Origin of the sequence: Streptomyces sp. NBC_00045 (assembly GCF_045041095.1) — a bacterium.
In the GTDB taxonomy this organism is placed as follows: Bacteria; Actinomycetota; Actinomycetes; order Streptomycetales; family Streptomycetaceae; genus Streptomyces.
Window position 1 is genome coordinate 2,783,067 of sequence record NZ_CP108271.1, and the last position, 21,800, is coordinate 2,804,866.

Consider the following 21,800-nt stretch of genomic DNA (forward strand, 5'->3'; position numbering starts at 1 on the left):
CGCGCCGCCGAATCGCACCGTCAGCCGATGACCACGCGGAAGCTGCTCCCGTTGCGCGCGCCGAGCCGTGCGGTCACTCGGAGTTCAGACATCGAACCGTCCACCGTGAACTCCTCGTGCCCCACGCCCAGCCGGGCCGTTCGTTGTCCGCGATAGCGGAAGTACACCGCCAAGCGGTGCGCCCCGGCCTCGACGGCGACCTCCGTCGTTCCCCACGCCGCTTCCCGCTCGACGCCGTCGATCTCCAGCAGCGGCCTGGTGAAAGCGCGGTGGAACGGCAGCGCGACCAGGGAAGGCCGGATGTCGACAATCAGTTTCGTCATCAGCAGATCCTTGGATCGATCAGGAGGAACCGAGTACCGATTCCGGACGGAATCCACGTGCGGCGCCGACCAGGGCGCACACCGTGATCAGGGCGGTGATGCCGCCTGCGCTGATCAACAGCCTGATCGGTCCGAGTTCGGTCAGGCCGAGCGCCAGCACCAGCAGGGCTCCGAAGCCGGGCGCCATGGCGACCATGCTGACGAGCGCGCCGCCATTGCCCGCAAGGCCTGCCTGCCCCGGTTGGGCCAGGCGCGGGAAGAGCAGACTGAGCATGAGGGCGAGGGCGGCACCTGCCCAGGCCGCCAGCAGGGGCAGGCCAAGGGCCAATGCCAGGTATCCACCGTCCGGCGAAAGGCTGTCGTGGTGGAGCCAGTCGGAGATGGCCAGGGCCAGTGCGCCGAGCGCGGTCATCACCACCCACTGGCTGGTGGTGACGACGAGGGCGTAACCGAGCAGCCCGCCGGCGATGCCGGCCGCGGTGTACGGAGCCGCCAGCATCGCCTCCAGCGCGCCGACCCCGGCTTCGGCGCCGATGACGTTCCGTACGGCCAGGCCCGCGCCGAGGGTGCCGTGTACGGCCACCACGCCGGGAATCAGCGTCATCAGAAGGCCGGCGGCGACCGCATCGCCGGTGGCCCCGTACCGGAGGCCGAGTGCGGCGCTGCCGGCGGCGCCGTTCGTGCCGCTGTCATCGGAGGCCAGCGGCAGGGCGACAACCGAGGCGAGTGTCAGGACGAAGGGGAGGAAGACAGTGGCGAGACTCCGTAATCGTTCCCTCCGCACCCGCCAGAGCAGCGCCGTTGCCAGAGTCCGCGACCGCGCCAGGTAGAGCGCCGCGTCACTTCGTGTCACGAGCCGTACCTTCCTTCTGGAGCCGGAGGTAGACGTCCTCCAGCGGGTTGCGCACGGGTACCACCTCATGCACCCCCACGCCTTGTCCGACCAGCCCCGCCACCAGGATTTCCGCGGCCTTCTCGGAGGCCACCTCGACGACGATCGGACCTGTTCTCTGCCGCTCCCAACGATGGCCCAGTCTCTCCAAGGCGGCGGGTATGTCACCCGTGCCGCGTATCTGCAGGCGATAGGAACTGCCCAGCAGGGCTGCCCGAAGCGCCGCCGGCTCGCCGCGACCGGCGATCCGGCCGCCGTGCAGGACTGTGACGTCGTCGGCCAGCCGGTGCGCCTCGGTCAGGGCATGCGTGGAGGTGACGATGGTGTGGCCGTGATCGGCCAGCCCCTTCAGATGGTCGGACAGCTGCTCTGCCATGGTCGGATCGAGACCGGACATCGGCTCGTCGAGCAACAGGATCGGGGGGCGGCCGAGGAACGCTTTGGCCAGGCCGACTCGCTGGTTCTGGCCGCGGCTCAGGCTGCCGACCCGCTCATCGGCGAGTCCCTCCAGTCCGAGCAGCGCTAGGACATCGGCGATCCGTGCCTCCGAAGGCCCAGATGCCAGGCCCAGTACACGGGCCCAGTAGCGCAAGTTGTCCACCACGCTCAGCCGGTGCGCCAGCGCCGACCGATGGCCGGCGAGGCCGATCGCGGATTTCGCATCCGCCTGGCGGTGGGGGTTCTTGCCGTTGACCAGGACGGTCCCCTGTGTCGGGGGCAGGATCCCGGAGAGAACCCGGAAGGCCGTCGTTTTGCCGGAACCGTTGGGTCCGACCAGTATGTGAACCCCCGGGTCATATTCGAGATTGATATCCCGTAAGACAACGTTGTTCCGATACCCTGCACAGACATTCTCTGCCGTCAGTGTGGCCATGGGTCCAACCTCGCACCGCAGATGATCAGTCATCCTTCCGTCAGGCCGCGCCGATTTCGCTCGGCGACCGGGCGAATGCGGGCTTCCCCTCATTCGGTTCGCTCGGTTCCTCGGCCCGCGGGGCAACCGACGTGGGCGTGGCGGCGATGACCGCACAGCCGATCATTACCAGGGCGAAGCTCCACAGCCCCATGGTCACAATGATCATCCCATGGAGCAGGACGTCAAATACCAGGGCGACTTTGCGCCATCGGTCCGACCCGAGCAGGCACACCGCGATGATCAGCTCCACGACCAGCGCCCCCCAGGTCATGCCGACCACCACCACAGGGATCTTGGACAGTTCCAGGAACAGTCCGTCCAGTGGTTCGCTAATGCCGAACATGTTGTCCCGCAGGAAGTAGTACTCCGCGGTGCCGTTGGCCCAGTCGGATACGCCGAACTTGCTGATGGCGGTGTCGAGGTAGAGGTAGGCGAGCTGTATGCGGATCGCCCAGAAGGCGGCGAAGGCAATCGCGTGCCCGTTCAGCCGGAGCGGTTCGTCCGCGCTGCTCCAGTGCCACTTGCGGTCGTCTGCCAGGCAGATCGGCAGCATGAGCAGCGAGATGATCAGGCCGACCGACTCGCCGCCATCCGGCACGGAAATGCTCACGGCGATCGAGTAGACGGCCCAGAGCTGCGGGAGCACCGTCCACCGGGGGCGATACCCGCTGGCCGCGACCAGCAGCACGGCAACCAGCAGCCACCGGGCGTACTCGGCACTGGAGTCGCCGCCCACGCAGAAGGCAGAGGCGCTCCGCACCCCATCGCAACGCGCACCCTCGGTGATGGTCAGGACAGGGATGAGCAGCGCCTTCGCCGGCGTCAGGAGCACCACCGTCAGCTCGGCGAAGCAGATCAGCGAACGCCCGGCTCCCAACCAACGGGACCGGAAATCGAATCGTCCGAGGTGGTGCTGCAGGCTTGCAGCCTGTTCGTCAATGAATGCGACTATGGACATGAGACATCCAGGTGGGCGATTTTCGTGATGCGCCGGTCGTACTTCACAAGATCCCGATACGACCAGGGGACGACCGTTTCCTGGGTGATGAACGAATCACCGCAGACGGTCGGGACGGGACTACCGTTCTTGACTTTTGCAGCTGGCATTTCCGCTGCCTCGGCAAGGCAGCGCTCCGGCGTTCCGGAACATTCAGCCCAGTTGGCCACTGCGGCTTCAAGGTAAGCGATCTCTGGACCCTGGGCCCGCTGACTCCGCTCCAGAAGCCGCAGCCGCCACCTACGTGCGCGAGCTTGACCGGAAGTACCGACGCCGGGTAGATAGCCTGCCGGCTGCACGTCGGGGTGAGTACGACGAATTGCGTGAGCAATCCGCCCGTGCGGAAGAGACGCGTCTGATCCTCCCGACAGCGATCAATGCCCGCCCGTTGGAGAAGGCTTCGACCGATCAGAAACACTTGTACGTCGCAGAATCTGATGGCTTGTACCCGCATGTGGCAAACGGATGGGAACGGGAGATCCTCGACGCTGAACTCGCCGATCCTGCCCTGTTGGGCTGGTATCGCAACCCCACGGGAGGTCGGCGTGCCCTACGCATCCCCTACGCCAACGAATCAGAGCAAGCCGTGTATCCCGATTTCATCTTCTTCCATCGAAGCGCGGATGGCGAAGTTTCTGTGTCGATCGTCGACCCTCACGGCACGCACCTTGCCGATGCCGTGAACAAACTGCGCGCATTGGCGGCCTACGCCGCCAAGCATGGCGACATTTATGCCCGCGTAGATGCTGTAGCGAAGGGGACAGATGGGCGGCTGTTGCGGCTGAACTTGTGCAGAGTCGAACAGCGCACAGCGGCGCTTGACGTTAGGCATACCGAGGACATTGATGCCGCCTTCGAGAAGTACGGTTCGCTATACGCCTGATAGCTCCCCGAGCATAGGCCTCGTAGGGCAGCAGCTGCGCTAGTGCACGATCGGTCTTCGTGCTGTTGCACTGGCTTGGGAGCGCGGGACCCTTGATTGACATCATCCACCGATACCCAGTCTGCACGGACATCCGCGTCCTCCGTGGCTGGGTCTCGGGTGATTGGTTATGTCCCCGTTTCCGGCGATTCCCCGTGCTCCAGATAGGTAGTCAGGTCGGCGGCTCGTGCCTGGATGGCAGCGGCGATTCGGCGCGCCAGGCGAGGGATGGTGAGATCCGCTACCTGGTCAGCGTTGTGGAAGTCGTAGCTGCGGAGCTCGTCCGCCTGCAGTGCGATCTGTCGGCGATCATGTGCGCTTAGGCGGCCGCCATCGAAGAGGTAGAGGACCTTGTCCCCCTCACCCGGGTTCGGTGCCCAGTCGACGACGAGGAGGCGGCCGATGTGGGGTGTGATGCCGAGTTCTTCCTGGACCTCGCGCACGCAGGCTTGCCGGGGCGACTCGCCTTCTTCGACGTAGCCACCAGGGATGTCGTGGTAGTCCTTGTAGGACGGCTCCACGAGGAGGACTCGATCGGCTTCGCCGAAGAAGAGAGCGCCGGCTGCCATGCGGGGGCGGGCCATCTTCGCTTCGTGCTCGTTCTCGCTCACAGATCGGACTCTAGCCGCCCGCGACGATGCCCAACCTGCGGGCCAGGTCTGCGACGGAACGGGCAGGCCGGCCCCTGGTGCCGCGTATCCAGCCGATAACCAGTTCCCGGCTCAGGTAGTGGTGGCGCACCTGCTCGGGGGCGACCTGTTCCGCTTCCAGCAGGACGGCCAGGGCTTCATCGGTGCGGTTCCAGGAGCTCAGCGCCCTGGCGACCGAGGCTGTGCCGTACGCGCCACTCCACGGGCAGCGCAGTCGTGTCGATTCCTGAGCCCAGGTCCGCGGCGATCTGGATGTCGCCGAATTCGCCGGCGGTGGCTACGCAGTGGATCGCCACGTTGGTCGGGCCGAAGGCGGTCCACATGTGATTAGCGTCGGCGCCGAGTCGCTGCGCGGTCTCGTTCGCCTCCCGGAGGAAGGTCTGCGTGGTCGCCCGGTCTTCTGCCCGTGCGGCGGCCATCGCGCCGGTGAGGAACAGCGTGCCGTACACCGAGAGGTACTCGTCGTTGGCGTTGCCCAGCTCCGGCTGCATAACGGCTGCCGCATCGTTCACCAGCTGAACTGCGGCTGTGAAGCGTCCGGTGGCCAGGAGGCAGTGCGTGACTGCTCGGAAGAGCGATCCTGTGACTTCGCTGCGGCCACTGCGTTGCGCTGCTGCCAGGCCGCGGTCCGCGGCGATCCATGCCAGCTCGGACTCCCCGACCTTGCCCAGCACCATGGCGGCGCCGTGGTAGGCGAGAGCGAGCAGGGCGTGGGCTTCCTCCGCCTCGTGCCCCGTGTAGGCGCGGGACGCGGCGAGAGCATCGGCCAGGACAAGGGGGAGGCGCCGGGTGGCGAAGCCGTATCGAGATGCCTGGTAGGCATCGAGCACGTCGCCCACGTTGCCTCGAAGCTCCTGCAGGGCAGGTGGGTCCTCGTCGCTGGCGGCTCCCAGTAAAGGGCCGAGCTGCTTGTAGTCCATGAGCGTTTCCCGCAGCGCGGGAACCGTCCGGTGGCCGCTGTCGGCTGACCACTCCATGAGCGCCGGTTCGGCGAGCAGGTCTCCGAGCGAGACGTCGAGGGCTTCGGCGAGTGAGGTGATCACCGAGAGACGATCGAGCTCGATCCGGTTGTTCTCCGCTTTGCTCAGCCAGTCCGTGGTACGGCCGACAAGGCCAGCCAGTACCTCTTGGGAGAGGCCACGCCGACGCCGATACCAGGCGATGCGCTCGCCGATGGTCAGGTTCTCTGTCATACCTCGCATGTCCTGATCATCACCTCGTGGCCGAAGTGAACCCCGGAAGGTTTTTCCGGGGTGTCACTGGGCGCCCTGGCTACTGTCGCAGCAGACCGAGAACACCGCTGGAAGACGCGAACAACTCGTCCTGCATCAACTGGCTTCGGCTGATGACGCTCGTCCGTTGCACCCGTCTTCTTCAGGCCGAGAGATCGGAGATGGCAAAGCCATGAAGCCCGCACCGCACGACCCCGAAGGAGCGGTCCAGGCCGTATCGCAGCGCCCCGTGACCGTCGAAGCCGCGGCTGGCTGGAGTTCGCTGCCGGAGTGGCTCACGGTCCGCGCGCTGGTCATCGACACGGGCACTGGCCGCCAGGGTGAGGTGCAGCCGTGGCCCTACTACTCCGAGCGTCCTCCCACCAGCGCCTGGCTGCGGCCGGAGGGCGGCGGGAGGGAGCGGGCGGCCCCGATCGACGGCCTCCGGCCGGCTCGCGGCCAGCCGGCCGCGTGAAGCCTCAGAAGCTGTGGCAGCGGTTCGAGTGGACCAGCGGGAGCTGTTTCCGGTGCGAACGGCTTGATGTCGAGGTGGCCGTCATCGGCTCCATCGCCGTGGGCGACGTCGAGGTCGAGATCCACGCGTGCAGGAAGTGTGTTTTCCGCCTGGAGCAGCTGCACTGGGTGCTCATCGAGCGGCAGTCTCGGCCACTTGGCCGATAACCCTTATATAAGTCAACTAACTGGCACAGAAGGGGGTTTCGACGCCGGTAACCTCAGGCGAGCGAGGCGCTGAGCGCCCGTCATATGGCTTACCTGAAAGCTGAAAGGGAATCGATGGCCCAGGATCAGGAAAACACCGTGGAGCGCACGCTCGTCCTCCTAAAGCCCGACGCTCTGGTCCGCGGCTTCGGCGGGAAGATCATTGCCCGCTTCGAGGACGCGGCGCTGAAGATCGTCGGCATCAAGATGAAGCAGATGGACGCCGAGTTCACTCGGCGCCACTACTTCGACCTGGAGGAGCGGCTCGGCCCGGAGGTCTACAACCTCATGGCGACGTTCATGCAGCAGGGCCCGGTCATCGCGCTCGTCCTGGAGGGCTTCGACGCCGTCGCGACGGTCCGGAAGATCGTCGGCAGCACGTATCCGAACGAGGCCCCGGCCGGCACGATCCGGGGCGACTTCTCGCACTACAGCCGCGGCGCCAGCGCCGCCTCCGGGAAGGCCGTGGCGAACCTCGTGCATGCCTCGGGCAACAAGGAGGAGGCCGACATGGAGGTCGACCTCTGGTTCGACAAGGACGAGCTCCATGACTACCGCACCCTGGCGGAGATCTTCACGTACTGAGCCCGGACGGATGTCACCTATCGGCTGTCGACGCGTTGAACACCACCAGGCACCACCGTAGGAGAGAAGACATCATGACCAATCCGACCCGCGTCGCCTCCGTAGCCGAGCTGGAGAACGTCTTCCAGCAGGAGCTGGCCACCGACCTCTGGGCCGCGGCGGAGACCGCCTTCGCTCTCGCCACCCGCAGCCGTGCCCTCGGCGACTGGAACAAGTCCCGGGAGTGGGCCAAGCAGTGCCTGACCCTGCTGGCCGGCTTCCCGGACGAGACCGAGGGCGACGTCGCCACCAAGCGGGTATCGGTCGGCGGCGTCCCGCTGCCGAACTACCTGCACGAGGGCGTCCTCCGCGACCGCTTCGGCGACATCGACTGACGCACCACCCTGGCGGCGGTGCGGTACGCGGCCGCGGACCGCACCCCGCCGTTCGCTGATCAACCACACATCGCATCCAACCGAGCCACCCCCATGCGTGGCCTGGCTCGGGCGGATCACCCATGCCCGATTCCGGAAAGGAGCCCCTGTGGCCATCGAGATCGAAATGCGCGCCCGCTTCGACAAGGACGCCTACGCCCAGCTCATCGACCGCCTCACGGCAGAGGCCGAGGACCTCGGCTGCGACGACAAGAACATCTTTTTCTACGTCCTCCCGGACCAGCTGCTGAAGGTCACCGACAACGTGGCCGCCGGGTCGGCGAAGGTCACGCTCAAGGCCAGCAAGATCGGACAGGGCGTTGCCTTCCCCGAAACGGAGATCGCGATCGACCGCGAGGATGTGCCGGCTGCGGTGCGGATCTTCAACGCCCTCGGCTTCGAGGGCACCATGCACCAGGCGTTCAACCAGCGGCACAACTTCCGCTTCCGCGGCGTCGAGATCGCCGTGAAATGGAGCGAGGCGTGGGGCCACCACGCCGAGTTCGAGGTGCTCCTGGACGAGGCCACCGGGTCCACGGCGCAGGAGGAGGCCGCCGCCCGCATCCGCAACGTCGCCGACGAGCTCGGCGTCCGCCTCATGACGGAGCAGGAGCTCGCCGACTTCACGGCCGCCTTCGAGGCCGCCGAGCAGGAGCGCAAGGAGAGGGACGCGGCCACTGTCGCCGCGCCCGCCAGCTAGGCATCCACTGTCGTAGACCACCACGAGGAGGTGGGCTCGATGAGCACGACCTCGCCGGCCGACAGTCTGGTCGAGCTGGCTGCACGCAAGCAGCTCCCGCACCACCAGTACACCGATCCCGCCACCGTCCGCTGGATCACCGCCAACCGGCCGGACTTCCCCGACGGCCCGCCTCCTCCCACCCTCCGGCCGAGCTCACAAGAGCTCGTGACCCGCGCGGCCATCCCCCGCGACTGGCTCGCCGAGCCCAAGTGCCAGGACTCCCTCCACGGAGTCCGGCACGCCATGCGCACCGCCGCGCTGGCCGCTCTCCTGGCTGAGGTCGTGGGACTCAGCGACAAGGACACCGCCACCCTCGTCCTGGCCGCGGCGCTCCACGACTGCCGCCGCCTCCACGACAAAGACGACCGCGGTCACGGCGCCCGAGCCGCCATCTGGCTCACGGACAACGCCGACACAGTCTTCAGCCACTTCGGGCTCACGGCGACACCCAGCCGGATCACCGCTGCCGCCACGGCCGTCCGACTCCACGACGTGCCGTACGAGCACTTCGCCCCGGACGACCACACCGACCACAGCCACGCCGAGACGATCAGCGACCTGTTGAAGGCCGCTGACGCCCTCGACCGCTACCGGCTGCCCAAGCTCACCTGGTGGCCCGACCCCGCACGCGTCCGTACCGAATCCTTCACCGGGTTACGCACCACCGCCTTCGAGCTCGTCATCCGCTCCGAGGCCGCGTGGCTGGCCGGGGCGAGCGGCGCGGATGCCGTCCTCGCCGGGTTGGCGCATCTGAGGCTGATCACCTGATGGACTTCCTCGACGCCTACGAGCAGTGGGCCGACGCTCACGCGTTCTTCGACACCGCCCTCATCCCCAGCCCCACCGACAGCCAGGACCCTCTCGCAGGCCAGTCCGCTGCGTGGGAGGACCGCCTGGCTGACACCCCCAACGGTCGGCTGCTGCGGGACAACGCCCTCTTCCGTGCGCTGAGCGGGGACGGCAAGCTCCACCTCCTCCACGTTACGCACGCCCTGGAGCAGATCAGCGAGCACGGCACGCTCTACCCCTCAGGCGGCTGCCTGGTCGGCAGCGTCTACTGCGCGCCCCTCACCGCGACCGAGCGCGGCTTCCGCATGCACAACCTCGGCGAATACATCCTGACCAAGGAAGCCCCAGCCTTCTCCGCCAAGGCCATGACCCCCAAGCGGACGCCCACACCGTTGATCTTCGAGGTATCTCTCCCACCGCAGGCGTACCGAGGTCTGGCCGGCGTGGACTACCTCCGCCTCGGCTCGATCCACCTCCAGATCTACAGCCGCCTGGAGTACCTGCTCTCGAAGACCGAGCGTCACCAACTGCGCGAGACCATCGTCAGCCGGATCAAGAATTCCACCGCCTTCCTCGCCTTGGCGGCTGCCGTCGCCTACCAGGGCGCGGCCGTCCAGCCCGACAGGTTCCTGCGGCTGCTGGACGAGACGATCCCCCGCCTGCCGATCCTCGGCTACGTGTACTTCGAGGCCCTGGCCGAGTACCTGATGCTGCACTCCACCGCCCCCGATACGCGCGGGCGGGCGGAGTACGGCGAGTTCGACAACTGGCTCTACAAGGAGATGCTGTTCGCTTCCTTCCCGGACATGGCAGGCAAGTTCGACCTGGCCAAGTTCCGGCCCTCGCCCACCGGCCTGGCCGCGCTCCTCGCCCGGATCGACCCGAGCCTCAACGCCCGCCACGCCCACAGCTACCTGACCGAGCGGATCAGCCATCTCGTCGCAGCTCGCCTCTTCACGCCCGGACAGGTGCCCGAAGCCTGGCACCGCACTCGCTGGGAGTTCGACAGCCTCTCCACCCAGCTCGGGCCGCTCCTCGGGCACCTCATCCACCGCGAGCTGCGCACGTTCGGCCGGTACCCGGACTTCTACTTCTACTTCGACCAGCACAAGGCGCTCCAGGCGTGGAACTACTGGAACCACATGGACATCATCACGCCCTTCAACGGGACCATCCCCAAGGGCGAGATCGGCATCAACCCCGCGTACCCGGACCTGGAGTACCGGGTCTGGCGAGCCGAGCAGGACGAAACCGGCCGCCTCCAACCCGCCGAGGAGCTCGACCTGACCATCGCCCCGCGCCTGGTCGACATCAAGTACACGCTCATGCGCAACAACCAGTGGACCGCACCCACTTCTGCCACCACTTGACGCGAGAGGACACAGAGCCGATGAACGACCACATCACGAACAGCACCTCGATCGACCGCCTCGGCGAGCAGATCACGGCCCTCCTCGCCGACCCGGCTACCACGCATGGCCTCGCCCGTACGCTCCGCGCCGCGGCCAAGGAAATCGAGCTCAGCCGGTACCACAGGGCCATCCAGAAGGCGTTCCCCAGCGGCCGAATCGACGCGGCCCCAAAGAACGTCCAGGTCGGCGGGGGTGCCCACCGCATCGACGGCTTCTTCAATATCGACGCCGTGCCGCCGGCCGACCTGCTGTGGGACGTGCGCGAAGGGCTGCCGCTCCAGGACAACACGGTGGAAGTGCTGTTCTCCGAGCACTTCCTCGAGCACATCGACTACCCGATATCCGCCAAGCAGTACGCCCGCGAAGCCCATCGGGTCCTCGCTCCCGGCGGCCAGCTCATCACCGGCGTCCCGGACGCGGCCTTCATCCTCAGCCAGTACCCCACCGGCCCCGAGCAGGCCGAGGAGATGGTCAACCGCTGGTACGCCAAGCGGAACTGCCGCCAGGACATCAACACCTACCTCGACCTGATCAACTACGTCTTCCGGGACCAGGACGACGATCCCACGTACACCCCGCACCTCTGGGCGTACGACTTGGACAAGCTTCGCCAGTTGTTCGCGGAGGCGGGCTTCAAGGCCGTGGAGCCGTGGTCGTTCGATCCCGCACTGGCCAATCCGAAGCGCGAATGGGCCAGCATCTACGTCGTCGCGACCAGGTGACTCGCGTATCGGCCAGTCCAGGACACCCGGCCACCGTCGGGATGGAGACGAGCAGAAGAGAAGACGTTCTCGGCCATGTAGGCGACTGTGTCGTCAGAGTCTGTCTTCCGGACGGGGGCAATGTGCCGCTGGAGAAGCTCGGCGCGGCGAGGGGCCAGGCGCTGAGGATGTCGGCCGGTTCCACCGATCCGTACTGCGCGGTGCGGTCGCCCCCTGCTGCTCGTAGAAGCGGTCCACGGCCCGAAGTTGCCCGTTCGCGCCGCCCCACCCCACACCGGACCTGCGAGCGGCCCTCCGTCATTGCCAGCGGCCCCGTCGGGGCCGTTTCCAGTACGGGCCGTTTCCCGTGCTGGCTACGCGGACGCCAGAGTGTTCGGCGAGCTCCAGGCGGTGATCACCCACACAACCGGCACACACCAAGACGACGCTTACACAACATGCGACAAAACAGACATGCGCGCGTCCCCGCTGTGTCCCCGCAGCGCCCATGGAACGCGAAAAGCGGCCCCGAAGGGCCGCCAGGATCACCGTAGTGACTCACGCCGCCAGCAAAGATGCTGGTCAGATCGTTTCTGCACATCTGGTGTGCGGTGGGGCGGGTGGGACTCGAACCCACGGCCGACGGATTATGAGTCCGCTGCTCTAACCGGCTGAGCTACCGCCCCTTCACGGCGTGGCGCGTACATGTGTGCGCGCCGTCTGCCGCAGCATAGCCGCTCATACGATCTCCTGCCTCGGATGCCCCGCATGATCGGCTTCGCCTGCTGAGGGAGACCGTTCTGAGGGCTGCCCGGTTCCCCCACCAGGGCAAAAAAGAAAGAGGACCCGCAAGAGGTCCTCTTTCTTTCACGCTCCCCCGACTGGACTCGAACCAGTAACCTGCCGGTTAACAGCCGGCTGCTCTGCCAATTGAGCTACAGGGGACTGCGCTCCCCCGACTGGACTCGAACCAGTAACCTGCCGGTTAACAGCCGGCTGCTCTGCCAATTGAGCTACAGGGGATTGCTGCGGTGCGCCGAACAGCCCACCTCCGGCCTTGCCGGGGGGCGAGCGCCCGTTGCGAGTCATAGATTAGCGCAAGCAGGGGGGTGCTCCGCCAATCGGTATCGCCAGCAGGCCGGGCACCACACGACGAAGGGTGGCAGGCATGCGCTACAAGGTCACGTTCGCGGTCGGACTGGCCCTCGGGTACGTGCTCGGAACGCGCGCCGGGCGCGAGCGTTACGAGCAGCTGAAGAAGTCCGCCCGCGAGATCGTGCAGAACCCGGCGGTGCGCAATACCGCCGAGACCGTCGGACACACGGGGCGGCGGTACGCCGGGCGGGCCTTCGTCGCAGTGAGCGACAAGGTCAGTGGCGTGGTGCCGTCCTCCCTGGCCGGGCGGGTGTGGGGACTGCGTGACCGGGCCGGCGGCGGCTCCGAGGACGACTGGGGCACCAGCAACACCTGAGCCGGCGGGTTCCCCCGGGATCCGGCGCCTCCGGGCGCCGGATCCCGGTCCGGCGTGCGGCAGAATTCTCCGCATGGGGATAGTCGCCGGGCTGGACAGCTCTTCCGCCTTCACTCGCATAGTCGTCTGCGACGCCGAAACCGGTGCCGTCCTGCGCCAGGGCTACGCGCCCCATCCGCAGCCCGCGGGCGATCCCGAGGGTGTCCACCCCCATGAGACCGACCCGCAGGCCTGGCTGCTCTCCCTCGGCGAGGCCGCCGGCGGCGGGCTCCTCGAAGGCGTCCAGGCCATAGGCGTTTCCGCCCAGCAGCACGGACTGCTGCCGCTGGACCAGCAGGGCGCCCTGGTGCGTCCGGCCCTGATCGGCAACGACAAGCGCGGCCAGGTCGCCGCCGCCGACCTCATCGAGGCGCTGGGCGGCAGGCAGGCCTGGGCCGAGGCCGTCGGGTCCGTCCCGCAGTCCGCCCAGCCGGTGGCGAAGCTGGCCTGGCTGGCCCGCACCGAGCCGGAGGCGGCCCGCCGGGTGGCGGTGCTGATGTCCGCGCACGACTGGCTGGTCTGGCAGCTGCTGGGCCGTCCGGCCCGGCGGACCACCGACCGGGGCGGCGCCTCGGGGACCGGCTACTGGTCGGCGGCCACCGGTTCGTACCGCCCCGACCTGGTCGAGCTGGCGCTCGGGCACATGGCGCTGCTGCCCGAGGTGCTCCCGCCGGCCGAGGCCGCCGGGATGACGCCGGAGGGGCTGTTGATCTCCGCCGGCACCGGGGAGACCATGGCCGCAGCTCTCGGGCTCGGCCTCGGACCCGGTGACGCGGTGGTCTCGCTGGGCGCCTCCGGCTCGGTGATGGCCGTGCACCACGAGGCGCTGTCGGAGCCGGGCGGACTGATCACCTCGCTGGCCGACGCCAGTGGCATGCACCTGCCGGTAGTGAACGTCTCCAATGCCGTACGGGCGCTGCGGGGCACCGCCGAGCTGCTGGGCACCGACCTTCGAGGTCTGTCCGAACTCGCGCTGAAGTCGACGCCGGGTGCGCACGGGCTCGTGCTCCTGCCGTACCTGGAGGGCGAGCGGACCCCGAACCTGCCGCACAGCGCCGGGACCCTGGCCGGCCTGAGGCGGGACTCGATGAAGCCCGAGCACCTGGCGCGCGCCGCGTTCGAGGGCATGCTCTGCGGGCTGGCCGACGCGCTCGACGTGCTGCGTTCGCGCGGGGTCGAGATCCGCCGGGTGTTCCTGCTGGGTGCGGCGGCCGAGCTGCCCGCCGTACAGGCCGCCGCTCCCGGGCTGTTCGGCACGCAGATCGTCGTGCCGGCGCCGGCCGACTACGCCGCGCTGGGCGCGGCGCGCCAAGCCGCGTGGGCGCTGGGGGTGCAGCAGGGCACGCTGGCCCCGCACACCCCGCCGGTGTGGCCGGGGCCGGCGGCGCAGGTCTTCGAGCCGGGCGAGGAGTACCCGGCGTGGCAGGGGGTGCGCCAGCAGTACATCGCGACGCGCGAGCAGATCCACCCGGGGGCGTTCCAGGGCTGAGCCGCCGAGCACCCCGGTGCCCGCTCGGGCGCGGGGCCTACTGCCACGGGAGTAGGCCCGGCGGCCGGTCTCCTCCTTTTGGCCGGCCTTTGCGAAAACGGGTGGGGATCGGCCGCGCGGTGGCCGAAGATGGAGTGAACCCCCTCGATCTTGCTGACCGGAGCCTGCGCGTGCTCATACGACTTCTGCGGACCCATCTGAGTCCGTACCGGAAACCGATCGCCCTACTGGTCCTGCTGCAACTGCTGCAGACCAGCGCAAGCCTCTACCTCCCCACGCTGAACGCGGACATCATCGACAACGGTGTCGTCAGCGGAGACACGGGCTACATCCTGCGCTCCGGCGCACTGATGCTCGGCGTCTCCCTCGTCCAGTTGGGGTGCAACTGCGGCGCCGTCTACTTCGGCGCCCGTACCGCGGCCGCCGTCGGCCGCGACGTCCGCGCGTCCGTCTTCGACCGGGTGCAGAGCTTCTCCGCCCGCGAGCTCGGCCAGTTCGGCGCGCCGTCACTGATCACCCGTACGACGAACGACGTGCAGCAGATCCAGATGCTGGTGCTGATGACCTTCACCCTGATGGTCTCGGCGCCGATCATGTGCATCGGCGGCATCGCCATGGCGCTCTCGCTCGACGTGAAGCTGTCGGGCATCCTGCTGGCCGTGGTCCCCATCCTCGGCCTGTCGGTCGGCGCGATCGTCTTCCGGACCCGGCCGCTGTTCCGGAAGATGCAGGTCCGCCTGGACACCGTGAACCGGGTGCTGCGCGAGCAGATCACCGGCAACCGCGTGATCCGCGCCTTCATCCGCGACGAGTACGAGAAGGATCGGTTCCGCGAGGCCAACGCCGACCTGACCGGGGTCTCCCTCGCGGCCGGCCGGCTGCTCGCGCTGATGTTCCCGACGGTGATCGTGGTCGTGAACATCTCCAGCGTCGCCGTCATCTGGTTCGGCGCGATGCGCATCGACAGCGGCGAGATGGAGATCGGCCAGCTGACGGCCTTCCTCGCCTACCTGCTGCAGATCGTCATGTCCGTGATGATGGCCACCTTCATGTTCATGATGGTTCCGCGCGCCGAGGTCTGTGCCGAGCGCGTCCAGGAGGTCCTCGACACCGAGTCCAGCGTCGTCCCGCCCGTCGAGCCGGTGCGCGAGCTCGTGCGGCGCGGCCAGCTGGAGCTGCGCGCCGCCGACTTCCGCTACCCGGGCGCCGAGGTCCCGGTGCTGCGCGGGGTGGACCTGGTGGCCCGTCCCGGCGAGACCACCGCGGTCATCGGCTCCACCGGCAGCGGGAAGTCCACGCTGCTGGGCCTGGTCCCGCGGCTGTTCGACGCGACCGGCGGCGATGTGCTGGTCGACGGAGAGGACGTACGCCGTCTCGATCCGGAACTGCTGGCCAGGACGGTCGGCATGGTCCCGCAGAAGCCGTACCTCTTCTCCGGAACCGTCGCCTCCAACCTGCGGTACGGACGCCCCGACGCCACCGACGAAGAGCTGTGGCACGCGCTGGACGTGGCGCAGGCCAAGGACTTCGTGTCCGAGCTGGAGGGCGGTCTGAACGCGGCGATCACCCAGGGCGGAACGAACGTCTCCGGCGGCCAGCGCCAGCGCCTGGCCATCGCGCGCACGCTGGTGCAGCGCCCGGAGATCTACCTGTTCGACGACTCCTTCTCGGCCCTGGACTACGCGACGGACGCGGCGCTGCGCGCGGCGCTCACGCGCGAGACGGAGGAGGCGACGGTCGTCATCGTCGCCCAGCGGGTGTCCACGATCCGCGACGCCGACCGGATCATCGTGCTGGACGAGGGCCAGGTCGTGGGCGAGGGACGCCACCACGAGCTGATGGCCGACAACGAGACCTACCGGGAGATCGTGCTCTCCCAGCTGACGGAGGCGGAGGCCGCATGAGCGGGCCCGGAGGACGGATGATGATGGGGCCGGCCGAGCGGTCCCTGGATTTCAAGGGCTCGGGCAAACGGCTGCTGAGCCAGATCGCGCACGACCGGGTCAAGCTGTGGGGCATGGTCGCCGCCGCCGTCGGCAGCGTCGCCTGTTCGGTCGTCGGCCCGAAGATCCTGGGCCAGGCCACCGACCTGGTGTTCGCGGGGATCGTCGGCCGTCAGATGCCGGCCGGGATCACCAAGCAGCAGTCGCTGGACGGACTGCGCGCCAAGGGCCAGGGCGGGATGGCGGACATGCTGTCCGGCACCGACTTCACCCCCGGCGAGGGCATCGACTTCGGTGCCGTCGGCGTCGTGGCGATCTGGGCGCTGGTGGTGTTCACCCTCGCCGGCCTGTTGATGCTGGTCGCGACGCGGCTGTCGAACCACATCATGAACGGCACCGTGTACCGGATGCGCGAGGAGCTCCAGGCCAAGCTGTCGCGGCTGCCGCTGTCGTACTTCGACCGGCACAAGCGCGGCGAAGTGCTCAGCCGGGCCACCAACGACATCGACAACATCGGGCAGACGCTCCAGCAGACGATGGGCCAACTGCTCAACTCGCTGCTGACGATCGTCGGCGTGCTGGCGATGATGTTCTGGATCTCCCCGCTGCTGGCGCTGGTCGCGCTGGTGACGATCCCGGTGTCGGTCTTCGTCGCGGCGAAGATCGGCAAGAAGTCGCAGCCGCAGTTCGTGGCGCAGTGGAAGTCGACGGGCGCGCTCAACGCGCACATCGAGGAGATGTACTCGGGCCACACGCTGGTCAAGGTCTTCGGCCGTCAGAAGGAGTCCGCGGCCATCTTCGCCGAGCACAACGAGGCGCTGTACCGGGCCTCGTTCAAGGCGCAGCTGGTCAGCGGGATCATGCAGCCGGTGATGTTCTTCATCTCGAACATCAACTACGTGCTGGTGGCGGTCGTCGGCGGTCTGCGGGTGGCCTCGGGCAACCTGTCGATCGGTGACGTGCAGGCCTTCATCCAGTACTCGCGCCAGTTCTCGATGCCGCTGACGCAGGTCGCGTCGATGGCGAACCTCGTACAGTCCGGTGTCGCCTCGGCGGAGCGGGTGTACGAGCTGCTCGACGCGCAGGAGCAGGAGCCGGACGCGGAGGTCCCGGAGCGGCCGGAGCAGGTCCGCGGCCAGGTCACGCTCGACAAGGTGGCCTTCCGCTACGAGCCGGACAAGCCGCTCATCGAGAACCTGTCGCTGACCGTCGAGCCCGGCCACACGGTCGCGATCGTCGGCCCGACCGGCGCGGGCAAGACCACCCTCGTCAACCTGCTGATGCGGTTCTACGAGGTCACGGGCGGCGAGATCGCCCTCGACGGGGTGGACATCGCCAAGATGACCCGCGAGGAACTGCGCGGCAGCATCGGCATGGTGCTCCAGGACACCTGGCTGTTCGGCGGGACCATCGCGGAGAACATCGCCTACGGTGCGGCCCGCGAGGTCACCCGCGCCGAGATCGAGGAGGCGGCGCGGGCCGCCCACGCGGACCGGTTCGTCCGCACCCTGCCCGACGGCTACGACACCGTGCTGGACGACGAGGGCGCGGGCGTCAGCGCGGGCGAGAAGCAGCTGATCACCATTGCCCGGGCGTTCCTGTCGGACCCGGTGATCCTGGTGCTCGACGAGGCAACGAGCTCGGTGGACACCCGTACCGAGGTGCTGATCCAGAAGGCGATGGCGCGCCTCGCGCACGGCCGTACGTCCTTCGTGATCGCGCACCGGCTGTCCACGATCCGCGATGCGGACGTGATCCTGGTGATGGAGAACGGCTCGATCGTGGAGCAGGGCACCCACGAGGAGCTGCTGGAGGCGGAGGGCGCGTACGCGCGGCTGTACGCGGCGCAGTTCGCGCAGGCGGTGGCCGAGGTCGACTAGCGTCGGCCGATGCCGTGCCAGGGGTGCCCTCTCGCCGGGGGCACCCCTTCTCAGTCCAGGTAGCCGCGGAGCTGGTCGGCGAAGGCGTGGTCACGCAGCTTGTTGAGCGTCTTGGACTCGATCTGGCGGATCCGCTCGCGCGTCACGCCGAAGATCCGCCCGATCTCCTCCAGCGTGCGGGGCCTGCCGTCGGCCAGGCCGTAGCGCAGCTGGACGACCTTGCGCTCGCGCTCGCCGAGGGTCGACAGGACGGCTTCCAGGTGTTCGCGGAGCAGGAAGAACGCGGCGGACTCCATGGGCGAGGCGGCGTCCCCGTCCTCGATCAGGTCGCCGAGGGCGACGTCGTCCTCCTCACCGACGGGCGCGTGGAGCGAGACCGGCTCCTGGGCGAGGCGCAGCACCTCCAGGACGCGCTCGGGCGTCAGCTCCAGATGAACGGCGACCTCTTCGGCGGTGGGTTCGTACCCGCGTTCCTGGAGCATGCGGCGCTGGACGCGCACGACGCGGTTGATCAGCTCGACGACATGGACGGGCACGCGGATGGTGCGGGCCTGGTCGGCGAGGGCCCGCGACATGGCCTGCCGGATCCACCAGGTGGCGTAGGTGGAGAACTTGTACCCGCGGGCGTAGTCGAACTTCTCAACGGCCCGGATGAGCCCGAGGTTCCCCTCCTGCACGAGGTCGAGCATGGTCAGCCCGCGGCCCACGTAGCGCTTGGCGACGGAGACGACGAGCCGCAGGTTGGACTCGATGAGGCGCCTCTTGGCCATCCGCCCCATGACGACGAGCTTGTCGAGGTCGAGGGCGAGCCGCAGATCGAGGTCGGGACTGCCGCCCAGCTTCTCCTCGGCGAACAGGCCGGCTTCGACGCGGCGCGCGAGCTCGACCTCCTCGGCGGCGGAGAGCAGCGGGATCCTGCCTATCTCGCGCAGGTACTGCCGGAACAGGTCGGCGGAAGGGCCCGCTCCGCCGCTGTCCGCGCGCCGGCGCGGCTCGGGCGCCGGCTCGATCAGCTCCAGCACCTCGGGCTCTTCGGGCTCGTCGTCCACGGCGTCGACCTCGGGCTCTTCACCCGCAGTGGCCTCGGCGTCGTGCACGGGCGGGCTCACGTTGACGGTCAGGATCTGGGTCTGCACGGGGGCGACCTCCAGGGCTCCGAGGACGGGGGCACCGCACCTCAGTGTGGAGTACGACACATCACTGCCACGAGGGGCGTGCGTGCACTTTCTGAGTCCGGTGCGTGACCGGATGGTTACCCCCCGCCGGGAATCCCGATGCGGATCGGACGCATGTCCGAGAGGATCGGCGCAATGTCCGCCTACGGCACCCGCGTGCCCCCGCGCCGGCCGGGCCCGGTGGCCGACGCACCCCCAAGTCCGGCCCGTGACCGGACCGTTGGGTCACACCGGCTCGACGCGAACCGCGCAGACCTTGAATTCGGGCATGCGGGAGGTGGGGTCCAGGGCCGGGTTGGTCAGGGAATTGGCGCGGCCTTCGCCCGGCCAGTGGAACGGCATGAAGACCGTGTCCGCGCGGATGGCGTCCGTGATGCGGGCCGGGGCCACGGCGCGGCCGCGGCGGGAGACGACCGCGAGCGGGGCGCCCTCGACCGCGCCGATACGGGACGCGAGGCGCGGGTGGAGCTCCACGAAGGGACCGGGGGCCGCCTCGTTCAGCTCGTCCACGCGGCGGGTCTGGGCCCCCGACTGGTACTGGGCGACCACGCGGCCGGTGGTGAGCAGGACCGGGTACTCGGCGTCCGGCATCTCGGCCGCGTCGCGGTGGGAGACGGGGACGAAGCGCGCCCGGCCGTCGTCGGTGGCGAAGCGGTCGAGGAACAGGCGCGGGGTGCCGGGGTGGGACTCCTGCGGGCAGGGCCAAAAGACGCCCTGTTCGGCTTCGATGCGGGCGTAGGAGATGCCCGAGTAGTCCGCCAGGCCGCCGGCCGAGGCACGGCGGAGCTCCTCGAAGACCTCCTCGGGGGCGGTGGGGAAGCCCTTCTCGATGCCGAGGCGGGCGGCCAGGCCGTGCAGGACCTCCAGGTCGGTGCGCACCCCCGCCGGCGGGGTCAGGGCGCGACGGCGCAGCAGGACGCGGCCCTCCAGGTTGGTGGTGGTGCCGGTCTCCTCCGCCCACTGGGTGACGGGCAGGACCACGTCCGCGAGGGCCGCCGTCTCGGAGAGGACCACGTCCGCCACCGCCAGGAACTCCAAGGAGCGGATGCGGTCCTCGATGCGGGCGGCATCGGGGGCCGAGACCACCGGGTTGGACCCCATGAGGAGGAGGGCCTTCACGTCCGTGCCGAGGGCGTCGAGGAGTTCGTACGCACTGCGCCCGGGGGCGGGCAGGCTGTCGGGGTCGACGCCCCAGACCTCGGCGACGTGCGCCCGCGCGGCCGGGTCGGTCAGCTTGCGGTAGCCGGGGAGCTGGTCGGCCTTCTGGCCGTGCTCGCGGCCGCCCTGACCGTTGCCCTGGCCGGTGAGGCAGCCGTACCCGGAGAGCGGGCGGCCGGCGCGGCCGGTGGCCAGGCACAGGTTGATCCACGCGCCGACGGTGTCGGTGCCCTTGGACTGCTGCTCGGGTCCGCGGGCGGTCAGGACCATCGCGGAGGACGGCGCGCAGAACAGGGCGACCGCCTCGCGGAGTTTGGGGACGGGCACGCCGGTGATCCGCTCGACCAGCTCCGGCCAGTGCGCCATCGCCGCGGCGCGGGCCTCCTCCCAGCCGGTGGTGCGGTCGGCGATGAACTCCTCGTCGGTGCGGCCTTCGGCGACGATCAGGTGCAGCAGGCCCAGCGCGAGGGCGAGATCGGTCCCGGGGCGGGGGGCGAGGTGCAGGTCGGCCTGCTCGGCGGTCCGGGTCCGGCGCGGGTCGATGACGATCAGCGTGCCGCCGTTCGCCTTGAGCTCGGTCAGATAGCGCAGGGCGGGCGGCATGGTCTCGGCGAGGTTCGAGCCGACGAGGATGACGCAGCCGGTCCGCGGGACGTCCTCCAGCGGGAAGGGGAGTCCGCGGTCCAGGCCGAAGGCCCGCTGGTGGGCGGCGGCGGCCGAGGACATGCAGAAGCGGCCGTTGTAGTCGATCTGCGAGGTCCGCAGGGCGACGCGGGCGAACTTGCCGAGCGCGTAGGCCTTCTCGTTGGTGAGCCCGCCGCCCCCGAACACCCCGACCGCGTCGGGCCCGTGCGTGCGGCCCGTCCGGGCGAGGCCCTCGGCGACGGCGCCGAGGGCCTCCTCCCAGGTGGCCGGCTCCAGTGCTCCTGTGGCGTGGGTGCGGACGAGCGGCCCGGTCAGGCGCACCCGGGAGGAGAGCACGGCGGGGGCGGTGCGCCCCTTGCCGCACAGCGCACCCCGGTTCACGGGGAAAGCGGCCCGCTCCTCCACCACGACCGTCGCGCCACCCGGTTCAGGACGGAGGAACATCCCGCACTGCAGCGCGCAGTACGGGCAGTGCGTGGCGGTGGCGGAGTCCGGGGTGTGCATACGGCCCAGCCTGCGCCGGTGGTGTTACGCGGGCCGCCGCCCCCGGTTACGCCTCCTGTACGAGCACCTCAGCACGCCCGCCGGAGCCCAGTGAGGGCAGGCGGAACTCGGGCCGGTACGGGACCTCCGCGCACACGATGCGGTCCCGGACGACTACGACGTCGAGGACGAGGTACCCGCCGTCGACCGGCAGCGACACACAACGCTAGCCGGGCCCGCACGC

General features: G+C 68.9%; 22 protein-coding genes and 3 tRNA genes. 12 read left to right on the forward strand and 13 right to left on the reverse strand.

Features of this window, described 5'->3' with window-relative positions; genetic code table 11:
- Positions 1-20 precede the first annotated feature (20 nt).
- From OHA65_RS13070 to OHA65_RS13090, 5 genes are read right to left on the reverse strand one after another with little or no spacing between them, the layout of a single operon-like run.
- Positions 21-323, reverse strand: coding sequence for a hypothetical protein (locus OHA65_RS13070; protein ID WP_327283299.1), 303 nt, complete (start codon positions 321-323; stop codon positions 21-23).
- A gap of 19 nt (positions 324-342) precedes the next feature.
- Complete coding sequence (locus OHA65_RS13075; RefSeq protein WP_327283300.1) at positions 343-1,176, reverse strand: hypothetical protein; 834 nt, start codon at positions 1,174-1,176, stop codon at positions 343-345.
- Positions 1,163-2,089, reverse strand: coding sequence for a heme ABC exporter ATP-binding protein CcmA (gene ccmA / locus OHA65_RS13080; protein WP_329313457.1), 927 nt, complete (start codon positions 2,087-2,089; stop codon positions 1,163-1,165). Before ccmA ends, OHA65_RS13075 begins: the two co-directional genes overlap by 14 nt.
- A 40-nt stretch (positions 2,090-2,129) precedes the next feature.
- The gene (locus tag OHA65_RS13085; RefSeq protein WP_328762666.1) at positions 2,130-3,089 is read right to left on the reverse strand and encodes a sporulation-delaying protein SdpB family protein; all 960 of its coding nucleotides are present in this window, start codon (positions 3,087-3,089) and stop codon (positions 2,130-2,132) included.
- Positions 3,080-3,427 (reverse strand): SdpA family antimicrobial peptide system protein, encoded by a 348-nt coding sequence (locus OHA65_RS13090; RefSeq protein ID WP_405761900.1) that lies wholly within the window; start codon positions 3,425-3,427, stop codon positions 3,080-3,082. The genes OHA65_RS13085 and OHA65_RS13090 overlap by 10 nt, the downstream gene beginning before the upstream one ends.
- Here OHA65_RS13090 and OHA65_RS13095 point away from each other — a divergent pair.
- Positions 3,373-4,011, forward strand: coding sequence for a hypothetical protein (locus tag OHA65_RS13095; protein WP_327283303.1), 639 nt, complete (start codon positions 3,373-3,375; stop codon positions 4,009-4,011). The genes OHA65_RS13090 and OHA65_RS13095 overlap by 55 nt on opposite strands.
- 167 nt (positions 4,012-4,178) lie before the next feature.
- On the opposite strand, the gene OHA65_RS13100 is transcribed toward OHA65_RS13095, so the two are convergent.
- Positions 4,179-4,661, reverse strand: coding sequence for an NUDIX hydrolase (locus OHA65_RS13100; protein WP_327283304.1), 483 nt, complete (start codon positions 4,659-4,661; stop codon positions 4,179-4,181).
- Positions 4,662-4,837: 176 nt separating this feature from the next.
- Positions 4,838-5,902: a helix-turn-helix transcriptional regulator gene (locus tag OHA65_RS13105; RefSeq protein WP_327283305.1), complete on the reverse strand. Its 1,065-nt coding sequence runs from the start codon at positions 5,900-5,902 to the stop codon at positions 4,838-4,840.
- A 202-nt stretch (positions 5,903-6,104) separates the two neighbouring features.
- On the opposite strand from OHA65_RS13105, the gene OHA65_RS13110 reads away from it, so the two are divergent.
- From OHA65_RS13110 to OHA65_RS13140, 7 genes are all read left to right on the forward strand, one after another.
- Positions 6,105-6,386 carry a hypothetical protein gene (locus tag OHA65_RS13110; RefSeq protein ID WP_327283306.1) on the forward strand — a complete coding sequence of 94 codons (282 nt, stop codon included), beginning with the start codon at positions 6,105-6,107 and terminating at the stop codon, positions 6,384-6,386.
- 320 nt (positions 6,387-6,706) lie between these two features.
- Positions 6,707-7,216 carry a nucleoside-diphosphate kinase gene (locus OHA65_RS13115; RefSeq protein ID WP_327283307.1) on the forward strand — a complete coding sequence of 170 codons (510 nt, stop codon included), beginning with the start codon at positions 6,707-6,709 and terminating at the stop codon, positions 7,214-7,216.
- 74 nt (positions 7,217-7,290) lie between these two features.
- Entirely contained in the window at positions 7,291-7,590 is a 300-nt protein-coding gene (locus OHA65_RS13120) for a hypothetical protein (protein ID WP_327283308.1), read from the forward strand.
- Positions 7,591-7,738: 148 nt separating this feature from the next.
- Complete coding sequence (locus tag OHA65_RS13125) at positions 7,739-8,329, forward strand: hypothetical protein (protein WP_405761902.1); 591 nt, start codon at positions 7,739-7,741, stop codon at positions 8,327-8,329.
- A gap of 39 nt (positions 8,330-8,368) precedes the next feature.
- On the forward strand, positions 8,369-9,139 hold the full coding sequence (locus OHA65_RS13130) for a hypothetical protein (protein WP_327283310.1): 771 nt from the start codon (positions 8,369-8,371) through the stop codon (positions 9,137-9,139).
- The gene (locus OHA65_RS13135) at positions 9,139-10,530 is read left to right on the forward strand and encodes a hypothetical protein (RefSeq protein ID WP_327283311.1); all 1,392 of its coding nucleotides are present in this window, start codon (positions 9,139-9,141) and stop codon (positions 10,528-10,530) included. Before OHA65_RS13130 ends, OHA65_RS13135 begins: the two co-directional genes overlap by 1 nt.
- A 20-nt stretch (positions 10,531-10,550) precedes the next feature.
- Positions 10,551-11,294: a class I SAM-dependent methyltransferase gene (locus tag OHA65_RS13140; protein ID WP_405761904.1), complete on the forward strand. Its 744-nt coding sequence runs from the start codon at positions 10,551-10,553 to the stop codon at positions 11,292-11,294.
- Positions 11,295-11,885: 591 nt separating this feature from the next.
- Here the strand turns inward: OHA65_RS13140 and OHA65_RS13145 are convergent.
- The 3 genes from OHA65_RS13145 to OHA65_RS13155 form a co-directional block, all read right to left on the reverse strand.
- Positions 11,886-11,959 (reverse strand) — tRNA-Ile (locus OHA65_RS13145).
- A 186-nt stretch (positions 11,960-12,145) separates the two neighbouring features.
- Positions 12,146-12,218: transfer RNA gene (locus OHA65_RS13150), tRNA-Asn, on the reverse strand.
- 5 nt (positions 12,219-12,223) lie between these two features.
- Positions 12,224-12,296: transfer RNA gene (locus OHA65_RS13155), tRNA-Asn, on the reverse strand.
- 145 nt (positions 12,297-12,441) lie between these two features.
- Here OHA65_RS13155 and OHA65_RS13160 point away from each other — a divergent pair.
- The 4 genes from OHA65_RS13160 (at position 12,442) to OHA65_RS13175 (ending at position 18,095) form a co-directional block, all read left to right on the forward strand.
- Positions 12,442-12,744, forward strand: a complete 303-nt coding sequence (locus OHA65_RS13160; RefSeq protein ID WP_405761906.1) for a YtxH domain-containing protein — start codon at positions 12,442-12,444, stop codon at positions 12,742-12,744.
- 73 nt (positions 12,745-12,817) lie between these two features.
- Positions 12,818-14,272 carry an FGGY family carbohydrate kinase gene (locus OHA65_RS13165; RefSeq protein WP_405761908.1) on the forward strand — a complete coding sequence of 485 codons (1,455 nt, stop codon included), beginning with the start codon at positions 12,818-12,820 and terminating at the stop codon, positions 14,270-14,272.
- A gap of 170 nt (positions 14,273-14,442) precedes the next feature.
- Positions 14,443-16,176: an ABC transporter ATP-binding protein gene (locus OHA65_RS13170; protein ID WP_327283315.1), complete on the forward strand. Its 1,734-nt coding sequence runs from the start codon at positions 14,443-14,445 to the stop codon at positions 16,174-16,176.
- Positions 16,173-18,095 (forward strand): ABC transporter ATP-binding protein, encoded by a 1,923-nt coding sequence (locus OHA65_RS13175; RefSeq protein ID WP_327283316.1) that lies wholly within the window; start codon positions 16,173-16,175, stop codon positions 18,093-18,095. The genes OHA65_RS13170 and OHA65_RS13175 overlap by 4 nt, the downstream gene beginning before the upstream one ends.
- A gap of 50 nt (positions 18,096-18,145) precedes the next feature.
- On the opposite strand, the gene OHA65_RS13180 is transcribed toward OHA65_RS13175, so the two are convergent.
- The 3 genes from OHA65_RS13180 to OHA65_RS13190 form a co-directional block, all read right to left on the reverse strand.
- A complete protein-coding gene (locus OHA65_RS13180; protein ID WP_327283317.1) occupies positions 18,146-19,291 on the reverse strand; it encodes an RNA polymerase sigma factor in 1,146 nt (381 codons plus the stop codon).
- A 204-nt stretch (positions 19,292-19,495) separates the two neighbouring features.
- Positions 19,496-21,577, reverse strand: a complete 2,082-nt coding sequence (locus OHA65_RS13185) for a molybdopterin oxidoreductase family protein (RefSeq protein WP_327283318.1) — start codon at positions 21,575-21,577, stop codon at positions 19,496-19,498.
- Between the two features lie 46 nt (positions 21,578-21,623).
- Entirely contained in the window at positions 21,624-21,776 is a 153-nt protein-coding gene (locus OHA65_RS13190; protein WP_405755972.1) for a hypothetical protein, read from the reverse strand.
- Between the last annotated feature and the right edge of the window lie 24 nt (positions 21,777-21,800).